The organism is Marinobacter guineae, from assembly GCF_002744735.1.
GTDB classification, from domain to species: Bacteria; Pseudomonadota; Gammaproteobacteria; order Pseudomonadales; family Oleiphilaceae; genus Marinobacter; species Marinobacter guineae.
This window is the reverse complement of the sequence record NZ_KZ319339.1, coordinates 1,075,912-1,096,862: the sequence shown is the minus strand read 5'-3', so window position 1 is coordinate 1,096,862 and position 20,951 is coordinate 1,075,912. Positions and strand designations below refer to the sequence as shown.

Here is a 20,951-nt window from a genome sequence, read left to right as displayed (position 1 = left end):
GATAATGAGTGATCTCGGAATCAAGGAAGCGTTTTCGGCAATTACTTCCGTGGCGTTGCTGGAGGCACTGGTCGTGGTGCTTATTGGAACGGCGCTGACCATCGTCATTCAGAAGCTGCTACCTAAAATCGCAGGAAAGCTGGGCGGCAAACCCCGATTCTACGTCCTGGCATCGGTTCCGCTGCTGCGGCTGGTCATCATCGTGGTGACCATCATTGTGGTGGTTCCGATACTCGTGGACCCCTCCTTCGAAAACATGATTGCCATTTTTGGTGCGCTGGCCCTGGCCCTGGGCTTTGCCTTCAAGGATTATGCAAACAGTCTGATTGCCGGCGTCGTTACGCTCTACGAGATGCCGTATCGCCCGGGTGACTGGATAGAAGTGGACGGCCAGTACGGGGAAGTGCGTTCCATTGGCACCAGGGCTGCCGAGATCGTTACGCCTGATGATACCGTGGTGGTGATTCCCCACAGCAAACTCTGGAATTCCCTGATTGCCAATGGCAACGATGGCACAGACAACCTGATGTGTGTGGCCGAATTCAACCTTGAGCCCCATCATGATGTCAGCAGGGTTATGAGTCTGCTACGGGATGTGGCCTTCACCTGCCCCCAAACCCGGACGTTCCGGCCAGTGTTGGTTGTGGTTTCCAATAATCCCTGGGGCATGTGCTACCGCTTGAAGGCTTATCCGGTTGAGCTTAAAGACCAGTTCCACTTTATATCCGAGTTGACGGCACGCGGGGCAAGTGCGCTGTCAGTCGAAGGCATCCGCTTTGTCTCAGCCCCCGTTGCCGGAATCCGCTGATTCCTGGTTTTTGGCCTCCAGCGTCTTGATCAGCTGAAGCAGCGTTCCCATGATCTGCTGTCCGCTTTCTCCGGTGCGTTCCAGATAAATATCCCGAACCGGCATGCTGGCTTCACGAAAAACCTCCCGCTCCGCATCAGTCAGACGCACCACGCTTAACTGGGCCTCTTCGAGCATTTTCTGAAGTCGCGTCTGGTTGAGCTCTTCCTGGGTTTCCCAGGCGATCTCGGCGACATCTTTGAGGGCGTTATCGAGCCACTGCTGCTGGTTCTCCTGCAAACTGTTGTACCACTCAAGATTGGAGATAACCGATGAGACAAACTGCGCTGGCCGGGCAACGGTGAGGGTACTCTGGACCTCATAGAAATCCATTTCCTCAATGGCAAAAACAGGATTGCTCTGGCCATCAATTTTCTGCAACTGGAGATCACTGTATACCTGCGAGTAGGGAATCTGGCTGGGTTCGGCACCGTAAGCGCGATAGGCCTCCTCGGCTATATCGGAGGTCATGGTACGGATCCGGAATCCCTGGAAATCTTCCGGTGTGCGCAGAGCCTTATCCGCCGTCCAGGCCATCCAGCCCTCCGGAACGAACGCCAGCAACTTCATGTTCTGGCTTGCATAGGGTTGTTCGAAAAGGGTGATCAGTTCCGGGCTCGCCAGCAATTGCCGGGTGACGCTGGTGTCCTCGGGCAGAACAAAGTGCAGGGTGAAAATGCCCACTTCCGGGACCTTGTCGGCCAGGTGTCCAGGTGAGGCGAAAGCGAGGTTTACCGAACCATTCCGGACCAGCTCGGTGAGCTGGGTTGAAGTCCCCAGAGAGCCGTAGGGAAAGACGTCTATCAGGATTCTGCCGTCGGAACGTTCCTCAATTCGCTCTTTCAGGGCCTCTGCATAGGCATGCTGCACACTGCCCTCAATCTCCTCCAGGGCAAAGCGCCAGGTAACCGGGTATTCGGGCGCCTCCGGGCTTTTGGCGGTGGACTCCCCATTGTTGGCATTCTGGTCGTCAGAGCATCCGGCCAACGCTAATACCAAGGCAGCGCACAGTGGCCAAAACCTGAAACGGAATGTGTGCATAACGGGGACCCCAGTTCTCTCAATCCTTGTTTGATTTTGATATACAAGGTAACACAAGAATGCTCGCTGCCGTGGGTAACAGGGAGTGATTGCATTACACTGTCGCCAAAACTGATCAAGGGCCAGCCTGGACCTGAGGGGAGTAATACCATGATTTACCTGTCGCCGGCAGGAGGCCGTGAATGAAGAACCAGAAACAGGCCATGCTGTATGGTCTCGGCACTGTGCTTTTATGGTCCACAGTGGCAACCGCGTTCAAGCTTTCCCTGCGGGAGCTGGCTCCTGTCCAGATGCTGCTGATTGCCTGCAGCGCGTCGGTGGTTGTGATGGCCATTATCCTGATGCTTCAGGGTCGGTGGCATCTGGTGTTTTCACTCAGTCGCAGACAGTACGCCCAGTCCTTTGGTATGGGGCTGATTAATCCCTGCCTGTACTATTTTTTGTTGTTCGGAGCCTTTGACCGGTTGCCTGCCCAGGAAGCGCAACCGCTGAACTATACCTGGGCCCTGGTGCTGGCCTATCTGTCGGTACCGTTTCTGGGGCATCGGCTGCGCAAACTGGATATTGTAGCGGGCCTGGTCTGTTATGCCGGGGTGGTGGTGATTGCCACCCGCGGGGCCGTAACGTCCCTCAGTTTCGAGGATCCGCTCGGGGTTGCTCTCGCACTTGGCAGTACAGTGGTCTGGGCGTCCTACTGGATTATTGCCACCCGTGACACCCGGGATCCGGTGGTTGGCCTGTTCCTGAATTTTCTGTGCGGGCTACCGGTGATTCTGATGATTTGCTGGTGGACGGAAGGCCTGACCTTTTCCATCGGAACGTCTCTGGCCGCTGCGGTCTATGTCGGTGTGTTTGAGATGGGCATTGCTTTTGTGCTGTGGTCCTACGCCATGAAGAAGGCGGAAAACACCTCGAAGGTCAGCAACCTGATTTTTATCTCACCGTTCCTTTCGCTGGTGTTCATCTATTTTATTCTGGACGAGCAGATCCTGCACTCGACTTACATCGGGTTGGTCCTGATCATGATGGGGCTCTGGATCCAGCAGAAAAAAGTGAAGGTCCGGGAAGAGGCCCTGACCCTTGGCAGCTAGCTGGTTTGTCTACATGGTGCGGACAGCTCGGGGTTCGCTCTATACCGGTATAACCACCGATGTTGAACGGCGCTTCAGCGAACATCAGGCTGGTGCGCCCAAAGGGGCACGGAGTCTGAGAGGCAAAGGGCCACTGGAATTGGTGTTCAGCGCAGAGGCCGGAGACAGAAGCCGGGCTTCACGGCTGGAATGGCATATCAAGCAGTGGACCCGACCCCGGAAAGAAGCATTGGCCCGGGGCGAGCTCAGCCTGCCAGATGTCGTTTGATGTGTTCCCCGGCAGTTTCCATGGCAGCGGTCGCCCGCTCCAGTTGGCCACTGTGCACCTGGAACACGTGCCAGAGGCTATTGAATACCTCGATCCGTGTTTCGACGTCATCCCGTTTCGCCACATCAGCCAGCCGTTCGGCATCGTTCAGGAGGATTTCCTGGCTGCCCACCTGAATCAGCAAAGGGGGCAGGCCGCTCAGGTCACCAAAGACCGGTGATATCAGGGGGTTCGTCAACGGCTCCTGGCCGGCATAAAGCCTGGCAGCCTTACTGGTCCAGGCTGGCTGCAATACCGGTTCACATTCCGGCGCGTAAAGGTGTTCCTGGGTCAGGTCAACCCAGGGTGAAAACACGATCAGTGACGTCGGCAGTGGCAGCCCCTGGTCCCGCAGGCGCATGGCCAGAGCAACAGTGAGTCCGCCTCCCGCCGAATCGCCAGCGACGGCAATCTGCTCCGGCTTGTAACCCTCTTCAAGCAGGCCAGACCAGCAGGCTTCGGCATCATCCAGTGCTGCGGGGAAGGGGTGTTCGGGCGCCAGCCGGTAATCGGGCGCAACCACGGCGCAACCACTGGTTTTGGCCAGGTGCCCGGTAATTCCACGATGGGTGGCAGAGGATCCGATGATGTAGCCACCACCGTGCAGGTACAGCACTGCCCCGTGAGGGTCGCTTCCGAAAGTTGTCCGGGTTGCCGGTATTCCGCCAACGGTGGTTTTCTGAAACCGGGCGCCCCGCGGTGGTATCGAACTGCGATAAGCCTGGCGGACAATTCTTCTCTGGAGTGAAACCGGAACGGTCGGGTTGAGCACTGGCTTTACCAGGCAGTTCATAGTCTGGCGCAACCCCGTCTCGAGAAGCTGTTGCAACATCTGTGGTATACCCTCGCTATGGGTTAGGCCCGCTATAGGTTAGGATTGAGAGCCGAAAACTTATAACTCATCCATGACAGGCGTTTAACTCTACGTGTACTGGAAAACAGATACCATAGAAATACCGGATTGGGACAGACACTCGCTTCTGGACAGGCTCGAACCATTTGATCCTGCTCACTCACGGGAACTCCGTGAGGAGATGGTTGCCTACTGCCGTTTTTACGGCCTTGATCTCTGGGTCGAGCATCCTGAGGTCAATTACCATCAGGGCTATGTCAAAGCGGGTGGTCACGAGGTTATGGTGCACTATTTCCGGCTCCCGGACTCGAAGCCGGGCCGGGGCACGGTGTTTATCCTGCACGGATACTTCGATCATGTCGGACTATACAGCCAGTTGATTGAACGGTGCATTGGAGCGGGATTTGACGTACTGGCCTACGATCAGCCGGGCCATGGCCTGTCCAGCGGCACACCGGCGGCGATTGGCAGCTTTCTGGAGTATCAGGGGGTTCTGGCAGACGTGATTGCGCAGGCGAGGGGCAAGGTCCGTGAGCCGTGGTTTGCGGTCGGGCAGAGCACCGGTGGTGCGATTCTGATCGACTACCTGTTATCCAACCAACACGATCAGACCTCGTCTGATTTCCGCAAAGTGGTATTGCTGGCGCCGCTGATCAGGCCCATGGGCTGGCTCGGAGCCAAAACGCTCCATAGTCTGGTAAAACCTTTTCTATCCAGCTGGCGACGGGTGTTTGCAGAGAACAGCGGCAACACCAGGTTCCTTCGATTTCTGCGGGAACACGACCCGCTCCAGGCCCGAGCCGTCCATGTCGACTGGGTGAGTGCCCTTCGGAAATGGGTTCCGCACATTGAATCCGCCAGGCCCGTCGACTTTCCGGTGACGGTGGTGCAGGGTGAAAAGGATCTCACGGTAGACTGGCAGCACAATCTGCGCATTATCCGGAACAAATTTTCCTCTGTGGAGGAACTGAGAATCCCTGACGGACGTCATCATCTTGTGAACGAAGCTCAGGATTTACAGGCAACCGTATTCAATACCATTATTGGTACATTCACGAACTCGGCAGCAGACACCCGCTAAAGGGGCAGCCGAGATAATCAGGCACAGGAGAAAGTAGTGAAAAAGACAATTCTTGCGTTTGCGGTGGCAACTGTTGGTCTTGGCGGTTGTATGACCTATGACCCATACACCGGCGAGGAGAAAACGTCGAGTGCGACCAAGGGCAGCATTATTGGCGCAATTGGCGGCGCCGCAATCGGGGCAGCGACTTCAAGTAGTAGTGACCGGGGTAAAGGTGCGCTGATTGGTGCGGCCGGCGGTGCGGCTATCGGTGGCGGCGTCGGCTATTACATGGACAAGCAGGAAGCCGAGCTTCGGCGCCAGCTTGAGGGCACGGGTGTTCGCGTGGTTCGTAATGGCGACGAGATCGAGCTGGTGATGCCGGGTAATATTACCTTTGATCTGAATGAGTCCAGCATCAAATCTTCTTTCAGCGGAACCCTGGAGTCTGTGGCTCTGGTGCTGAGGGAGTATGACAAGACGATTATCCAGATCGAAGGGCACACTGACAGCTCAGGCTCAGACAGCTACAACCAGTTGCTCAGCGAGCGTCGGGCGTCCTCAGTCAGGGACTTTCTGATGAACCAGGGCATTGAGCCCAAGCGCACACGCGCGGTGGGTTACGGTGAGCGTTATCCTGTTGCTTCAAACGATACGGCTTCCGGCCGGGAGCAGAACCGTCGTGTTGAGCTGACCCTCGTTCCTATGCAATAAGGGGCCAGGTGGCATTGGGTCACGTAAAAAACGGCCACAAAAAACCGGAGCATGTGCTCCGGTTTTTTGTTTACGGGTTCTGATCAGAACAAAACGCGACAGCGAATCGTTCCTTTCACCTTAAGCAGCTTCTCCAGTGCCAGCTCGCCGTAGGCCTTGTCCACATCAACCACGACATAACCGATGTCTTCCTTGGTCTGCAGGTACTGACCGCACACGTTGATGCCATTTTCCGAGAATACCCGGTTGATCTCCGACATCACACCGGGCACGTTCTCGTGAATGTGCAGCAAACGGTGCTGGTTGGGGTGTGACGGCAGCGCAACTTCCGGGAAGTTCACCGAAGATACCGACGTGCCGTTGTCGCTGTACATGGCCAGTTTTTCCGCCACTTCGCGACCGATGTTCTCCTGGGCTTCAATGGTGGAGCCGCCCACGTGCGGGGTCAGGATGACGTTATCGAACTCCCGCAGCGGAGAGACAAACTCTTCGTCATTGGACTTCGGTTCAACCGGGAACACATCGATGGCTGCACCCAGAAGCTTGCCGCTACCCAGGGCGTCGGCAAGGGCGTCGATGTCGACAACGGTGCCGCGGGAGGCATTCATCAGGATGCTGCCGGGCTTCATCTGGGCGAACTGCTCGGCCTTGAACATGTACTTGGTAGCCGGGGTTTCGGGCACGTGCAGGCTGACCACATCGGCAATGTTGAGGAGTTCCTGCAGGGTGCCCACCTGGGTAGCGTTGCCGATCGACAGCTTGGAAACCACATCGTAGAAATACACATCCATGCCCAGGCCTTCGGCCAGGACACTGAACTGGGTGCCGATGTTGCCATAGCCGATAATGCCGAGCTTCTTGCCGCGGATTTCGTAGCTGTCCTTGGCAGACTTCTGCCATTCGCCGCGATGGGCCTTGGCATTCTTCTCAGGCACGCCCCGCAGCAGCAGGATCGCCTGGGCCAGAACCAGTTCTGCAACGCTACGGGTATTGGAGAAGGGCGCGTTAAATACCGCAACGCCCCGACGCGTGGCCGCCTGCAGGTCAACCTGATTGGTGCCGATGCAGAAACAGCCCACAGCCACCAGCTTCCTGGCGGATTCAAATACTTTCTCGGTCAGCTGGGTACGAGACCGAATCCCGACGAAGTGCGCATCGGCAATCTTCTCAATCAGGTCTTCCTCAGCCAGCGAGTGAGTCAGATACTCGATGTTGGTGTAGCCCGCAGCATTCAGGGTATCAATGGCAGATTGATGCACACCTTCCAGCAGCAGGATCCGGATTTTGCTCTTCTCAAGAGACGTATTTGACATGGGCTTGCTTCCGAACCTTTCGTCACGTGAAATGACCCGTGGCCAGTGATCGTCAGGGCTGGCTCACAGAACAGGGGCGGTATGATACCATAAACGCAGACTTTCACAGCGCGCCGGTTTACCTGAATCAACTGTCTGTGATTCCTGTTGCAAGATGCCCCGGCCCAAACCTGACGAGACTGACGAATCCATGAATTCCGAACAGATCATTGCTTCCCTCAAAGACCTGATGGCCTCCGGCGATGCCCCCGGAAAAGTACTGACCGACCCGGCGGATCTGGACACCTACGGCAAGGACTGGACCCGGATTTATCCGCCCAAGCCCCTGGCGATTGTGTTGCCCAAGACCACGGAACAGGTTCAGGCGCTGGTGATGTTTGCCAACGAGAATCAGGTGGCTCTGGTGCCCTCAGGCGGTCGGACGGGTCTGAGTGCCGGCGCTGTGGCCGCTAACGGCGAGGTGGTTGTGGCGTTCGACAACATGAACCGGATTCTGGACTTCAACGCCAGTGACCGTACGGTTCGTTGTCAGGCCGGCGTTGTGACTGAGCAGTTGCAGAATGCGGCCGAGGACAACGGCCTCTATTACCCGGTCGATTTCGCCTCCGCAGGCTCCAGTCAGCTCGGTGGTAATCTCTCCACCAACGCAGGTGGTATCAAGGTCATCCGCTATGGCATGAGCCGGGACTGGGTTGCCGGCCTGAAAGTGGTGACCGGTAAGGGCGACATCCTTGATCTGAACAAGGATCTGGAAAAGAACAACACCGGGTACGATCTACGGCATCTGTTTATCGGTGCGGAAGGCACCCTGGGCTTCATCACCGAAGCCACCATGAAGCTTTCCCGCAAGCCGGATAACCTGACGGTACTGGTTCTTGGCCTGAATGACCTGACCAACACCATGGATGTGTTGCAGACCTTCCAGAAGAAGATCGATCTCACCGCCTATGAGTTCTTTTCCCATCAGGCCATGGGCCATGTTCTGGCCCACGGCCAGGTGCAGGCACCGTTCGAGACAGAGGCACCGTACTACGCGCTCCTGGAGTTCGAAGCGGTCTCCGACCAGGTCATGGACGATGCCATGGGGCTGTTCGAGCAATGCGTGGAGAACGGCTGGGTGCTGGATGGTGTCATCAGCCAGAGCGAAACCCAGGCCCAGAACCTGTGGCAGCTGCGGGAGCGGATTTCCGAATCCATTGCGCCCCGCACACCCTACAAGAACGACATTTCCGTGGTGGTGTCCAAGGTTCCCGGTTTCCTGCAGGAAATTGACGAGGTGGTCACCGAGCATTACCCGGATTTCGAGATCATCTGGTTTGGCCATATCGGTGACGGTAACCTGCACCTGAATATCCTCAAACCGGAGGATATGGCCAAGGAGGACTTTTTCGAGAAGTGCCAACAGGTGAACAAGTGGGTGTTCGAGATTGTTGAGCGCTACCAGGGCAGCGTCTCAGCCGAGCATGGGGTTGGCATGACCAAGAAGCCCTATCTGAAGTACACCCGCAGTGAGGCTGAAATCGCTTATCTGAAAGGAATCAAGCAGGTGTTCGACCCGAACGGCATCATGAACCCGGGCAAGATTTTCGACTGATGCAGGATCACATCGTTGTACTGACAGGCGCCGGAATCAGCGCTGAGAGCGGTCTTTCCACCTTCAGGGATAACGGCGGTCTGTGGGAACAGCACAGTGTTTACGATGTGGCCACACCGGAAGCCTTTGCCCGGAACCAGGAGCTGGTGTTGCGGTTTTACAACGAGCGCCGCCGCCAGCTCCAATCTGCACAACCCAACCAAGCGCATCGGCTGCTGGCAGAACTGGAGAAGCGCTATCGGGTAACCGTGGTTACCCAGAACGTGGACGATCTCCATGAACGGGGTGGTGCCAGCAACGTGATTCATCTTCACGGCGAGCTCACCAAGGCCCGCAGTTCACGGTATCCCGAACTGGTGTATGACATCGGGTATCGGGATATAAACCCCGGTGATACCTGCGAGCGGGGCGCCCAGCTGCGCCCCCATATTGTCTGGTTCGGTGAGGAAGTGCCCATGCTGGAAAAAGCCGCCGAGATCGTCCGCACCGCGGATCATCTGCTGATCGTCGGTACATCTCTTCAGGTCTATCCTGCGGCCGGGCTGATTTATGAAGTGGACAGGGAAGTGCACGTTACTGTCATTGACCCAGGTGAGCCGGCTTCGGTTTCCCGTGCCCGGGTGATCCGCAAGGGGGCCTGCGAGGGTATGGCCGATTGGGTTGCAGGCCTGCGCTGAACGCGATACCCGCGACCATCCTTTATTCTTTTTTCATCCATACACTACACTCAGATTACGCCTGAGCTGGCGTGCCCTCGCTGTATGTGGGCCAACAGGGTCTGACATTCAAGGAGATGTGTGCGATGAGCATAGTGAAAGAGTTCAAGGAGTTTGCCGTAAAGGGCAACGTCATGGATATGGCGGTGGGTATTATCATTGGCGTGGCGTTTGGCAAGATTGTTTCGTCGTTTGTGGCGGATGTGCTGATGCCGCCGATCGGTATGCTGATCGGTAATGTGGATTTCTCGAATCTGATGATCACCCTCAAAGCCGCCGAGGAGGGCGTTGAGGCCGTGGCGATACGTTATGGCGTGTTCTTTCAGGCAGTGTTTGATTTCATCATCGTCGCCTTCGCAGTATTCATGGCGGTGAAGGCGTTGAACCGTATGCGCAAGAAGGAAGCTGAAACCCCGGCGGAACCGCCAGCGCCCTCTGCCCAGGAGCAGTTGTTGATGGAGATTCGGGACTTGCTCAAGGACAGATCCTAGCCTGATCACTGTCAAAATCACTAGGGGCGGAAGCGTTGGGGCGTGCACGTCAGCCCGACGCTTTCTGCAAATACTTTTGCAGTTCCGTTCGGAATGCCGCCTGAACCCCCAGGCGCTTCAGCATCCAGTAGTGGCCGGCAATCATCCGGTCAATAAAAATGCTTTCCACCGGCGGTTTGAAGAAGTCCAGGTATTTGAATACCGTACTCGTCTTCGCCGCCACCCGTTTGTGAATTTCAGACTCGCCAAAGTCGTAGGGCTCGTCGTGCTCGAACGGCACTACAAGAATATCCCGCCACATGGCGTAGTAGGCTTCATCCACGGCTGGTTGGCTGCCGACCCGGGCGCCGAGGTCAATGAGGTAGCTGTCCAGAGCTTCATAATCCTCATTCAGGGCGGCAACGAGCGCGTTGCGGTAAGCCTCGACAATCTCCGGTTTCAGTTTCTTCACGCACCCGAAGTCGTACATGATGATGGTTCCGTCGGGACGATAGGCGAAATTACCGGCATGGGGGTCGCCGTGGATGCACTGGAAGCGGAACAACTGGTCCGCCATCAGGGTAAAGATCCGGTGGCCGATCAGGTTGATGGTGTCCTGGTCGTACCGGTCGCTGCTGACCTTGCTGACGTGGTCGCCCTCGACCAGTTCCATTGTCAGCACGCGACGGGTTGAGTGGCTTTCTGCTACCGAGGGAATCAGGACCCAGGGCTGGTTCTCGTGGAATTTGCGGAAGAGTTCTATATTCCTCGCTTCATTTTCATAGTCCAGCTCCTCTTTGAGCCGCTCCCGGATCTCCGCGAACAAGCGGTCAACCGATTCCTTGGGCATCTTAAGCAAGCCGCCCAGCTTCAGGGCCAGACGCAGTTGCTTCAGATCGGAATCGCAGGACTCGTCAACTCCGGGGTACTGAACTTTTACGATGACATCGGTACCGTCCTGCAGCCGGGCCCGGTGCACCTGGCCGATTGAGGCTGCGGCGTAGGGTGTCTCCTGCAAATACTCGAACAGTTCGGAAACCGGTTTGCCCAGCTCCGACTCAATCTGCTCGACGATCACCTCAAACGGCATTGGAGGCGCTTCTTTCTGCAGCTTCTCCAAGGCGTCTGAAAACTCCTTGGGCAGAAAATCCTGGGTCTGGGAGGCGATCTGGCCGACTTTCATGACTGCGCCCTTGAGCTCTCCTAGGGTGTCGGCAATCTGGTCCGCCATGCGGGTGTAACTCTCGCTCTGGGCGCCTTCGTCATTTTCTGTTCGGAACATTCGGCGCGCTCGCTGGCCGGCGTACTGCCCTGCGACAGAGGCAGTCATGCCTGCGAGCTTGAAAAAGCGCCCACTTCGGGAGGTAACCGGTTTCTTTGCCATAACAGATGTACGCCTTTGACCGGATATGGGTTTAGCCGGGCCTGCACGTTAAACCACTTTGGTCTCCACGAACAGCAGGTCTTCCAGTTCCAGTGACAGAGTCTGGCCGGAGTTCAGTGGGCCAACACCCCTGGGGGTGCCGGTCAGGACAACATCGCCGGGCAACAAGGTGAACTGGCTGCTGATATGGGCAATCAGGGGAATCACCGGATTGAGCATATCCCGGGTGTCGCCGGTCTGCTGGCGGCTGCCATCGATGTCCAGGGTGAAGTGAATATTGCCACCGGCAAACTTCTCGGCGGCCACGAAGGGCGAAAGCGGGCACGCACCGTCAAAGGCTTTGGCCCGTTCCCAGGGCTGGCCTTTTTCCTTGAGATTGCTTTGCAGGTCCCGCAGGGTCAGGTCCAGCGCCAGACCGTATCCGAGGATAGCGGCCTCGGCCTCACTGGCCGAGGCCTGGGTCAGGGGGCGGCCAATAAGTACAGCCAGCTCGGTCTCGAAGTGGACCTCACCTTTGTCTCTGGGGAAATCCAGAGGGCGGGTGATATGGACAGCAGAGGTGGCGGGCTTGATGAACAGCAGAGGCTCATCAGGCACCGGATTATTCAACTCCTTTGCGTGCTCCGCGTAATTGCGACCAATGCAGACAATTTTACCGAGAGGCAGATGAACGGGTGTGCCGTCCTTCCAGTGGTGTTGGTAATCCGGCATGGTCGCCTCCTGTATGCTGGTGGTTAATCCCCTTCAAACGAGCAGACAGTATAAACCTGAAGCCCCTCGTCCTGCAGCTTCCGGGAGCCTCCTAGGTCAGGCAGATCAATCATCGCGGCCACTTCCACAATTTCCGCGCCGATCCGCCGGATCAGACGGCTCGCCGCCAGCATGGTGCCGCCGGTGGCGATCAGGTCGTCCACCAGTACGACCTTGTCACCTGGCTTGAACGCATCCTTGTGCAGCTCAACCGAGGCCGTGCCGTACTCCAGCTCGTAGTCTTCCACCAACGTGTCGAAGGGCAACTTTCCCTTCTTGCGAACCAGTACCAAAGAGGCGTTCAGTTCATAGGCCAGTGCTGAGCCAATGATAAAGCCACGGGCGTCAACGGCGGCGACAGCGTCAATCTCATGGCCGTGGTAGCGATGCACGAAGGCATCAATCAGCTTTCGGAAGGCGGTCTTGTCCTGAAGTACCGTGGTGATGTCGCGGAAGGCGACACCGGGCTTCGGCCAGTCCGGTACGGTGCGAATCGCCGATTTGATGCTCTCCGAGAAATAATCCATAACAGATCCGGTAATTGTTCCGGACGCGGGTTATGCCACGTCCAGGAAAATGAATTTCAGGATAAAGACAATGGCAATGATAACAACGCTGGCGTTCAGATCAGACCAGCGGCCACTCAGAGCCTTCACGAGGGCGTAGGTGATGAAGCCCAGGGCAATGCCATTGGCGATGGAGAAGGTCAGCGGCATCATCAGCGCGGTGACCACCGCCGGGGCGGCATCAGTGACGTCATCCCAGTCGATCAGCTTGAGGCCACTGGCCATCAGAACGGCAACATACAGCAGTGCGGGTGCGGTGGCATAAGCGGGGATAATGCTGGCAATCGGCGAGAGCAGAAGGCAGGCCAGGAATAATGCGGCGACGACAACGGCTGTCAGACCGGTACGGCCACCGGCGGAAATACCGGCTGTGGATTCGATGTAACTGGTAGTGGTCGAGGTGCCCAGGGCAGCGCCGGACATGGTGGCGACAGAATCCGACATCAGGGCACGGCCGAGGCGGGGAAGCTTGCCGTCCTTGTCCAGAAGCCCGCCCCGCTGGGCTGCACCGATAAGCGTTCCCGATGTATCAAAAAGATCCACGAACAGGAAGGCAAAGATCACGCTGATCATGCCGACATTGAGTGCACCGGCCAGATCCAGCTGCATAAAGGTAGGAGCGATGCTGGGAGGTGCTGAAATAAAGCCGTTGTATTCCACCATCCCAAGTGCCATGGCCACGCCGGTTACCGCAATAATGCCGATCATCACAGCGCCGGTTATTTGCCGGAACGACAATGCACAGATCAGCACAAAACCGCCGAAGAACAGCAGGCTTTCTGCCGTCTTGACTTCACCGAGACCGACCAGAGTCGCGGGGTGGTCCACCACAATGCCGGCATTCTTCAAGGCTATCAGGGCCAGGAAGAACCCGATGCCCGCCGAAATTCCATAGCGCAGGGACAGGGGGATGCTGTTAATGATCCATTCCCGGACTTTGAAAATGCTCAGCAGGAAGAACAGGAAACCAGACAGGAACACGGCTCCCAGCGCCACCTGCCAGCTGTAGCCCATGCTGCCGACCACGGTAAAGGAGAAAAAGGCGTTCAGCCCCATGCCGGGTGCGAGGGCTATCGGGTAGTTGGCCCACAGGCCCATAATCAGGGTGCCGATAACCGCTGCAAGGCAGGTTGCAACGAAAATAGCCCCGAAATCCATGCCGGTAGAGGAGAGGATGCTGGGGTTGACCACAATGATGTAGGCCATGGTCAGGAAGGTGGTGATGCCCGCAACCACTTCTTTACGAACAGTGGTGCCGTGGGCCTGGAGTTGGAACAGTCGTTCGAGCATGACGGGTGTCTGCCTCACAGGATGCTGAAGGTTGGTGTTTGGAAGTCTGGTCTGAACGGAATTCGTGAATTGCGTGAAAAAACGGCAATCTTACCGGCTGATGCGCCTAAGGCCAAGGGATGATTGACAGTTCGTCACATTCGGCAAGCTCGGTCAGCTGCCGTGGGGATCCCGCTGCAGGCGGATATCGAACCGCACCGCAAGCATTCGCACGAACGTGATAAACAGCAGACCAATGGTCAGGGGCAGGGCCTCGTTCTCAAGAAACCACTGGCACACGAAATACAGCCAGCAGCCGGCGAAGGAAATGGATGCGTAGATCTGGTCCTTGCGGAATATGTAGGGCACTTCGTTGCACAGGGTGTCCCGCAGTGCGCCGCCAAAAGTGCCGGTCATCACTCCGAGAAGCGAAGCGATAAACCAGGAGTGCCCCAGATCCAGAGCCAGTTGGGCGCCCAGTATGGAAAAGACACCGAGGCCGATGGCGTCGGGTAGCACGATCCTGGATTCGCGAATCCGCTCGGCCCGACTCCAGTAACTGAACACAATCGCCATGCCCAGAATCAGAATGGGCTGTTCCTGGTGCTTGATCCAGTAAACCGGATGGTTGTCCATGATCATGTCCCGGAGGGTGCCGCCACCGAGGGCCGTGATGAATCCGATGGTGAACACGCCGACAGGATCCATATTCTTGGAACGCGCCACAATCATACCGGAAATGGCAAAGGCGATGATTCCAATCATTTCAAGCACGTAGATAACGTCTGGCATGGCGGGCCCTGAATGGTGAACAAGGATCAGCCTGGCGGCGGATTTCCGAGCGCGCAGGATAGCGGAAAACGCCTTTCAGTTCATCTCGCAGGGCCGGTTGCCGAGTTGCTTGATCTCCGGGACTGTGATCCATAACGACAGGCCCGCACGTATCTTGCATCCAACTTACCTTTATCCTGTTGTACGGAGTTGTTATGTCCCTGATGCGTCTGGCCTATGCCAGTGAAGCCACTTTCGAAGCCAAACCGGTGGAAAAAGGTGTAGAGCCCCACGTTGCCCGGATTCTGATGACCTCCAGAAGGAATAATGCCAAAGGAAAACTGGTAGGCGGGCTGTATTACGGCAACAATCGGTTTTTCCAGTACCTGGAAGGCGAAGAGGATGAGGTGAGGAAAACCTTTGACCGGATACTGAAGGATGAGAGGCACCGCAATGTCGTGACCCTCATCGAAGAACCGCTCGAAGATCGCACCTTCAGCAACTGGTCAATGAAGTACGTGCCATTGTCCCGGGACGTTCGGCGGTTTTTGGAGTCGCAGGGGCTCGAGGCGTTCGAGCCGGCGTCATTTACGTCTGATCAGTGCGAAGACATGATTGAGCTTGTCCGCAATTCCAGCCACGACCAGAAACTGGTCAATCATGATGACACAAGGACAGTGGGTGACACTCCACAGGCTTTCTCCCCGGGCCTGAAGGCGGGACTGATTGCCGCCGCCCTGTGTCTGTTGGGGGCGCTTTTTTTCGCCGGCTCCATGCTCTGACCGGTGACTGTAGGAAAATAAGCAAGGCTTATGGGTTTCAATAAGAGAACTTTATTTGCTTCATGGTAAGACTCTGTTTAGCTTGACGGGTATCAAATAGCAGGCGAATTCCCAGCCTGAAACCCGATCAAACAAGAATGGAGAACCCATGAGAGCCATCCTCTGCAAGGAATACGGTCCGGCTGAAAACCTGGTCATCGAAGATGTCCCCAGCCCGGATGTAAAAGGTCACGGCGTAAAGGTTCGCGTTAAAGCTGCGGGCCTGAACTTCCCGGACACCTTGATTATCGAAGGCAAGTACCAGCTTAAACCCAACATGCCGTTTTCACCGGGCGGCGAAATGTCCGGTGAGGTTATCGGCGTTGGTGAGAAGGTTACCCGCTTCAAAGTCGGTGATCGCGTGGCGGGGCTGACCGGATACGGGGCTTTTGCCGAAGAAGTGGTCGTTCCTGAGCAGAACCTGCTGCCGATTCCCGAAGGCATGTCTGATGAAAAGGCTGCCGCGTTCACGATGGTCTACGCCACCTCCTATTACGCACTCAAGCAGCGGGCAAACCTTCAGCCGGGTGAGACGCTTCTGGTACTCGGCGCCAGTGGTGGTGTCGGTCTGGCGACGGTTGAACTGGGCAAGGCCATGGGCGCGAAAGTCATCGCTGCCGCCAGCTCCGCTGAGAAACTTGCTGTCGCCAAGGCTGCGGGCGCGGATGAACTGATCAACTACTCCGAAGAGCCTCTTAAAGACGCCGTCAAGAAGCTCACCAAGAGCAAAGGCGTGGATGTGATCTACGATCCCGTGGGCGGTGACTTCACCGAACAGGCCCTGCGCGCCATGGCCTGGAACGGCCGGCACCTTATCGTGGGCTTCGCGGCCGGCGAGATTCCGAAAATTCCGGCGAATCTGACGTTGCTGAAAGGCTGCTCCGTGGTAGGTGTTTTCTGGGGCAGCTTCACCCAGCGCGAACCCGAGGCCAGTGCCCAGAACATGATGGAGCTGATGAAGCTCTACGCCGAAGGCAAGATTGACCCGCAAATCAGCGAGGTCTTCGAGTTTGAAGACTACGCCAAGGCCCTGGGTGCGCTGACTGAGCGGCGGGCTACCGGGAAGGTTGTTCTTAAAGTCGGCTCCTGAGTTGTTGCGCAGCCTGGTAGCTCGGGGGGAGGTCGGCGATTGGAGCCCCCTCCCAAAAAACGCTACAAGCACATCCATGTGCGCTTGGCTCCGCACATTTTTGGGAGGGGGCTCCAACCGCCAACTTCCGGCAACGGAGATATATCTGACCTACTGCTCATTGGCCGTCGGGAAACGTCGTTTTTGGCCCTGAGTTAACTCCTGCGGACGATGGTCGTGTCGGGCTGAGCTCCCCAAAAATGTTGGAGGCCATGGATGGCCGGAAACAAGCGCACATGGACGTGCTCGTAGCGGTTTTTGGGGAGCTCAGCCCGACACGATCCCGCACCAATCCTTGCAGGCTAGGGCCAAAACAACCCAGCCCATATCAAAAGCTGACCTTCCCACCATCAATTTCCGCAACCAACCTGGGCGTCAGCAAGGTATACCCATCAGTGCGAGGCAGCCAGGCATAAACTTTCTCGCTGGAATGGCCGAGTGAATAGCCGGCTTTCTGGATATCCACCTTCCTGTACTTGAACGTTCCCGTTTTCTCGATGGCGTGGGTGACCCGCACAAACACCGGAATGGCATAGGCCGGCAAGTTGTCCTGGAGGTAGGCGAACAGGCTGTTAACGTCGAACTCGCGACCATTGCTTTGGGGCACCAGGGTTGCCATCCCGGCCTTGCCGTTGGTGCCGGGGATTTCCACGCCGTAGACGATGGCCTCCTCGACCATCGCGGAACCGTCGATGATGTTCTCCACCTCCGTGGTTGAGACATTCTCGCCTTTCCAGCGGAAGGTATCCCCCATGCGGTCAACAAACTGCAGGTGGCCGCAGCCGATCTCTTTCAGGACATCACCGGTATTGAACCACGCATCGCCTTTTTTGAAGGCATTGCGGAGGATGGATTTTTCCGTGGCCTCTTTCTGGGTGTAGCCCTCGAAGGACCAGTTTTGGGTGATCTCGCCAATCAACAGGCCGGGCTCACCTTTGGTGACTTCCTGCATGAAGCCCTTTGTGTTGCGAACCGGATCCCGGGTGCCTTCGTGGAATTTCACCAGTTTGAAAGGGGCGGTGGAGAAACCCACGGTGTTGTCCAGATTGAAGAAGTTGCTGAAACCGATGTTGCCCTCGCTTGAGGCGTAGAGTTCCGCCACGGTTTCGATGCCAAAGCGTTCCTTGAACTCTTTCCAGATGGATGGGCGCAGGCCGTTGCCGATCATCTTGGTCAGGTTGTGGTTACGATCCTGCTCGCTGGGAGGCTGGTTGAGCAGGTAGCGGCAGAGTTCTCCGACATAACCGAACGTGGTGGCGCGGTAGCGGCGGACATCGTCCCAGAAGGCGGTGGCGGAGAACCTGCGGCGCAGGGCAATGGCGGAGCCGCCAGCCAGCACTGAGCCCCAGCACACCAGCAGCGCGGTGCCGTGGTATAGGGGCAGGGTGCAGTAGAGTACATCCTCCGGCTTCATCGCCAGGGACATCAGGCCAAACCCGCCGTAGGCCTTGATGAACTTGCGGTGGGAACCCGGGGCTGCCTTGGGCAGGCCGGTGGTGCCGGAGGTGAACAGGTAAATCGCAGTGTCGCCCATTCTGGGTGGGTCTGCCAAAGCCAGGTTGTTACTGTTGAAGGCGCTGACCTGCTCTGCCATGTTGACGTACCCGTCCGGGGCATCGCCGAAGGCGTTCAGGGTGTTGGTGTCTGCAAGGAACTGGAACGGATGAGGGTGTCGGAGCTTCAGATCTGCTTTTATGCCATCAAATGCCTTAACCAGCTCCTCACCGACCACAACCATTTTCGGTTCAATCAGGTTGACGCTGTGCTCAAGTACCTTGCCTTTCTGGGAGGAGTTGAGCATGGCGCAGGCCACGCCGAGTTTGGCGGCGCCGGCTACCACAGCCAGAAGTTCGGGACGGTTCTCCAGAAAAACCGCGATGACATCGCCCTTGGTGAGGCCCTGATCCTGGAGGTAGCGGCCGATTCGGTTGGCCCAGCCGTTGAACTCACGCCAGGTAATGGAGCGGTCCTCAAACAGGATGGCTGGCCGGTTGCCGACGTTCCTGGCATTGGTTTCGATGAGGGTGCCGAGTGTCAGTTCCCGGTTCTCGTTTTTCAGGGAATAGTAGTAAAAGCCCCGGGCTATGGCAGGCAGACGTCGGATGACGCCCGGCAGGCTGCGGGCGATGTCCAGTGCGGATACATTGTCTTGGCTCATGATGGTTCCTTACCCGGCTTATGGTTTTGCGCTGGTCTCCTGTTCGGCGGTTTCGTCCGCAGTGATCTCCACCAGCAACTGGCTGCGTTTTACCTGGTCACCCTTGCTGGCGTGAACCTGGCCGACGACGCCATCACGATCTGCTTTCACCGGGTGCTCCATTTTCATGGCTTCCAGTATCACCAGGGTATCGCCCTGGCGAACGGTGTGGCCAGCTTCTACCAGCACATCGATAATGGCGCCATCCATGGTTGCCGGAATACGACCGCTGCCCGCCCCATTGGTGCCAGCCACTGGCTGGTGAGTGATGTCCCGTACCGACCAGGACTGCCCGAACGCCTGCAAATATAGGGAATCGCCCTGCCGGTGATATTGGCAAGTCTGACGAACGCCGTTGTCGATAATGCACAAGAGGCCATCACGCTGGCTCTCGATAATCAGGGTATGCCGGGTTTCGCCCATGCTGAACGTCAACCGGTTGCCACTGCGGGTGACCAGTAGCTCGACAATGGTGTCGCCGGTTTCCAGCTTGATCGGGATCATGGTCGCGGGCGCATTGCTCCAGGCGCTCTGGCCCGAAATGCCATGGTCTAGGACGGAGGCCGCGAGGGCGAGCTGGCGGATGTCCAGCTGCTGTGGCTTTAGTGAAGGATCTTCGGCGAAGGCTTGCTGCAGGAATGCTGTAGTTGCTTCTCCAGCACCGAAGGTGTCGTTGGCGATGATCCGGCTCAGGAAATAGCGGTTGGTGGTGACGCCGAATACCGCGGTGTCCTCAAGGGCCAGGATCAACCTGCGTCGGGCCTCGTCGCGGTTCTGGCCCCAGGCGATGACTTTGGCCAACATGGGGTCGTAGTGGGGCGTGATGCTGTCCCCGGAGCGAACGCCGGTGTCGAACCGCAGCCCCTCACCTTTTGCCGGTTCAAATATATACAGAGGACCGGTCTGGGGCGTGAAGCCCTGGGCTGGATCCTCTGCGTAAAGCCGTACCTCGATGGCATGGCCGTTGAGGCTGATCTCTTCCTGGGCCATTGGCAGGGGCAGTCCCTCGGCAACGGTAAGCTGCCAGGCGACGAGATCCTGACCGGTAATGAGCTCGGTGACCGGGTGTTCCACCTGCAGGCGGGTGTTCATTTCGAGGAAGTAGAAGTTCCGGTTCTTGTCCACCAGAAACTCGACGGTGCCGGCGCCTTCATAGCTGCAGGCCAGGGCCGCCTTGACCGCCGCCTCGCCCATGGCTTTGCGCAGTTCGGGCGTAACGAAGGGGGAAGGCGCTTCTTCGACCACTTTCTGGTGCCGGCGCTGGACGGAGCAGTCCCGCTCGCCAAGGTAAACGGCGTTGCCGTGCCGGTCGGCGAACACCTGGATTTCGACATGGCGGGGCTCAATCACGGCTTTTTCGAGGATCAGTTCGTCGTCGCCAAAGGCCTGTCTGGCCTCGGACCGTGCCCTTTTGATGTTCTCGGCCAGTTCGGATTCGTTGTCCACCAGTCGCATGCCGCGGCCACCGCCGCCAGCGGAGGCTTTGATCATCAAGGGGTAGCCGATGTCTTTGGCCGCCGAGATGAGTTCGTCGTCGCTGGCGTTGTTGCCTTCGTAGCCTGGCACCACGGGTACGCCTGCTTCCTGCATCGCGATTTTGGATCGGCGCTTGCTGCCCATCAGTTCGATAGCGGGCGCTGGCGGGCCAACGAAGACCAGGCCGGCGTCTTTGCAGGCGGTGGCGAAGGTGGCGTTCTCCGACAGGAAGCCATAACCCGGGTGGATGCAGTCGGCGCCGGTTTTGCGGGCGGCCTCCAGGATGGCGTCGCTGTTCAGGTAAGAAGCGGAGACTTGTGCCGGGCCAATGCAGACGGCTTCGTCGGCCAGTTCCACGTGCAGGGCCTTGGCGTCGGCTTCGGAGTAGACCGCAACGGTGCGGTATCCCAGGGCTTTTGCGGTGCGGATTACCCGAACCGCGATTTCGCCGCGGTTGGCTATTAACAGTTTTTTTAGCATGTTCTTGTTCTCTTGCTTGGGTGTGGGGCCGCGCGGGAGGTTGGATGTGCCTCCAGAAAACCGCTACGAGCACGTCCATGTGCGCTTGTTTCCGGCCATCCA

At 57.4% G+C, this 20,951-nt stretch carries 20 protein-coding genes; 10 read left to right on the top strand and 10 right to left on the bottom strand.

Features of this window, described 5'->3' with window-relative positions:
* Positions 1-4 precede the first annotated feature (4 nt).
* Positions 5-808: a mechanosensitive ion channel family protein gene (locus CLH62_RS04960; RefSeq protein ID WP_099617012.1), complete on the top strand. Its 804-nt coding sequence runs from the start codon at positions 5-7 to the stop codon at positions 806-808.
* Here the strand turns inward: CLH62_RS04960 and CLH62_RS04955 are convergent.
* Entirely contained in the window at positions 782-1,834 is a 1,053-nt protein-coding gene (locus CLH62_RS04955; protein ID WP_228152770.1) for a TRAP transporter substrate-binding protein, read from the bottom strand. The genes CLH62_RS04960 and CLH62_RS04955 overlap by 27 nt on opposite strands.
* Before the next feature lie 236 nt (positions 1,835-2,070).
* On the opposite strand from CLH62_RS04955, the gene CLH62_RS04950 reads away from it, so the two are divergent.
* Positions 2,071-2,979 (top strand): DMT family transporter, encoded by a 909-nt coding sequence (locus CLH62_RS04950; RefSeq protein ID WP_099617010.1) that lies wholly within the window; start codon positions 2,071-2,073, stop codon positions 2,977-2,979.
* Positions 2,980-2,992: 13 nt separating this feature from the next.
* A complete protein-coding gene (locus CLH62_RS04945) occupies positions 2,993-3,247 on the top strand; it encodes a GIY-YIG nuclease family protein (protein ID WP_099617009.1) in 255 nt (84 codons plus the stop codon).
* On the opposite strand, the gene CLH62_RS04940 is transcribed toward CLH62_RS04945, so the two are convergent.
* Positions 3,225-4,118: an alpha/beta hydrolase gene (locus CLH62_RS04940; protein ID WP_099617008.1), complete on the bottom strand. Its 894-nt coding sequence runs from the start codon at positions 4,116-4,118 to the stop codon at positions 3,225-3,227. The two genes, CLH62_RS04945 and CLH62_RS04940, sit on opposite strands and share 23 nt — an antisense overlap.
* A 94-nt stretch (positions 4,119-4,212) precedes the next feature.
* Between CLH62_RS04940 and CLH62_RS04935 the strand changes: the two genes are divergently transcribed.
* The gene (locus CLH62_RS04935) at positions 4,213-5,220 is read left to right on the top strand and encodes an alpha/beta hydrolase (protein ID WP_099617007.1); all 1,008 of its coding nucleotides are present in this window, start codon (positions 4,213-4,215) and stop codon (positions 5,218-5,220) included.
* A 36-nt stretch (positions 5,221-5,256) separates the two neighbouring features.
* Positions 5,257-5,913, top strand: a complete 657-nt coding sequence (locus CLH62_RS04930) for a YiaD family glycine zipper/OmpA-like lipoprotein (protein WP_099617006.1) — start codon at positions 5,257-5,259, stop codon at positions 5,911-5,913.
* An 83-nt stretch (positions 5,914-5,996) separates the two neighbouring features.
* Here the strand turns inward: CLH62_RS04930 and serA are convergent, their stop codons facing one another.
* Positions 5,997-7,226, bottom strand: a complete 1,230-nt coding sequence (gene serA, locus CLH62_RS04925; RefSeq protein ID WP_099617005.1) for a phosphoglycerate dehydrogenase — start codon at positions 7,224-7,226, stop codon at positions 5,997-5,999.
* A 190-nt stretch (positions 7,227-7,416) separates the two neighbouring features.
* Here serA and CLH62_RS04920 point away from each other — a divergent pair, with 190 nt between their 5' ends.
* The 3 genes from CLH62_RS04920 to mscL all read left to right on the top strand — a co-directional run bounded on the left by CLH62_RS04920 (position 7,417) and on the right by mscL (position 10,027).
* A complete protein-coding gene (locus tag CLH62_RS04920; protein ID WP_099617625.1) occupies positions 7,417-8,820 on the top strand; it encodes an FAD-binding oxidoreductase in 1,404 nt (467 codons plus the stop codon).
* Positions 8,820-9,497 carry an SIR2 family NAD-dependent protein deacylase gene (locus tag CLH62_RS04915; RefSeq protein ID WP_099617004.1) on the top strand — a complete coding sequence of 226 codons (678 nt, stop codon included), beginning with the start codon at positions 8,820-8,822 and terminating at the stop codon, positions 9,495-9,497. The genes CLH62_RS04920 and CLH62_RS04915 overlap by 1 nt, the downstream gene beginning before the upstream one ends.
* Before the next feature lie 125 nt (positions 9,498-9,622).
* Positions 9,623-10,027 carry a large-conductance mechanosensitive channel protein MscL gene (gene mscL / locus CLH62_RS04910; protein ID WP_099617003.1) on the top strand — a complete coding sequence of 135 codons (405 nt, stop codon included), beginning with the start codon at positions 9,623-9,625 and terminating at the stop codon, positions 10,025-10,027.
* A gap of 49 nt (positions 10,028-10,076) precedes the next feature.
* On the opposite strand, the gene CLH62_RS04905 is transcribed toward mscL, so the two are convergent.
* The 5 genes from CLH62_RS04905 to CLH62_RS04885 form a co-directional block, all read right to left on the bottom strand.
* The gene (locus CLH62_RS04905; protein ID WP_099617002.1) at positions 10,077-11,390 is read right to left on the bottom strand and encodes an ABC1 kinase family protein; all 1,314 of its coding nucleotides are present in this window, start codon (positions 11,388-11,390) and stop codon (positions 10,077-10,079) included.
* A gap of 48 nt (positions 11,391-11,438) precedes the next feature.
* The gene (locus CLH62_RS04900; RefSeq protein ID WP_099617001.1) at positions 11,439-12,101 is read right to left on the bottom strand and encodes a fumarylacetoacetate hydrolase family protein; all 663 of its coding nucleotides are present in this window, start codon (positions 12,099-12,101) and stop codon (positions 11,439-11,441) included.
* Between the two features lie 23 nt (positions 12,102-12,124).
* Entirely contained in the window at positions 12,125-12,667 is a 543-nt protein-coding gene (locus tag CLH62_RS04895; RefSeq protein WP_099617000.1) for an adenine phosphoribosyltransferase, read from the bottom strand.
* 30 nt (positions 12,668-12,697) lie between these two features.
* Positions 12,698-13,996: an NCS2 family permease gene (locus tag CLH62_RS04890; protein WP_099616999.1), complete on the bottom strand. Its 1,299-nt coding sequence runs from the start codon at positions 13,994-13,996 to the stop codon at positions 12,698-12,700.
* Positions 13,997-14,149: 153 nt separating this feature from the next.
* Positions 14,150-14,767, bottom strand: a complete 618-nt coding sequence (locus CLH62_RS04885) for a trimeric intracellular cation channel family protein (protein ID WP_099616998.1) — start codon at positions 14,765-14,767, stop codon at positions 14,150-14,152.
* 194 nt (positions 14,768-14,961) lie between these two features.
* Here CLH62_RS04885 and CLH62_RS04880 point away from each other — a divergent pair, with 194 nt between their 5' ends.
* Positions 14,962-15,528, top strand: coding sequence for a BLUF domain-containing protein (locus tag CLH62_RS04880; protein ID WP_099616997.1), 567 nt, complete (start codon positions 14,962-14,964; stop codon positions 15,526-15,528).
* 148 nt (positions 15,529-15,676) lie between these two features.
* Entirely contained in the window at positions 15,677-16,657 is a 981-nt protein-coding gene (locus CLH62_RS04875) for an NADPH:quinone oxidoreductase family protein (protein ID WP_099616996.1), read from the top strand.
* Between the two features lie 367 nt (positions 16,658-17,024).
* On the opposite strand, the gene CLH62_RS04870 is transcribed toward CLH62_RS04875, so the two are convergent.
* On the bottom strand, positions 17,025-18,854 hold the full coding sequence (locus tag CLH62_RS04870) for a long-chain-acyl-CoA synthetase (protein WP_099616995.1): 1,830 nt from the start codon (positions 18,852-18,854) through the stop codon (positions 17,025-17,027).
* 18 nt (positions 18,855-18,872) lie between these two features.
* Entirely contained in the window at positions 18,873-20,849 is a 1,977-nt protein-coding gene (locus CLH62_RS04865) for an acetyl/propionyl/methylcrotonyl-CoA carboxylase subunit alpha (RefSeq protein ID WP_099616994.1), read from the bottom strand.
* Positions 20,850-20,951 lie beyond the last annotated feature (102 nt).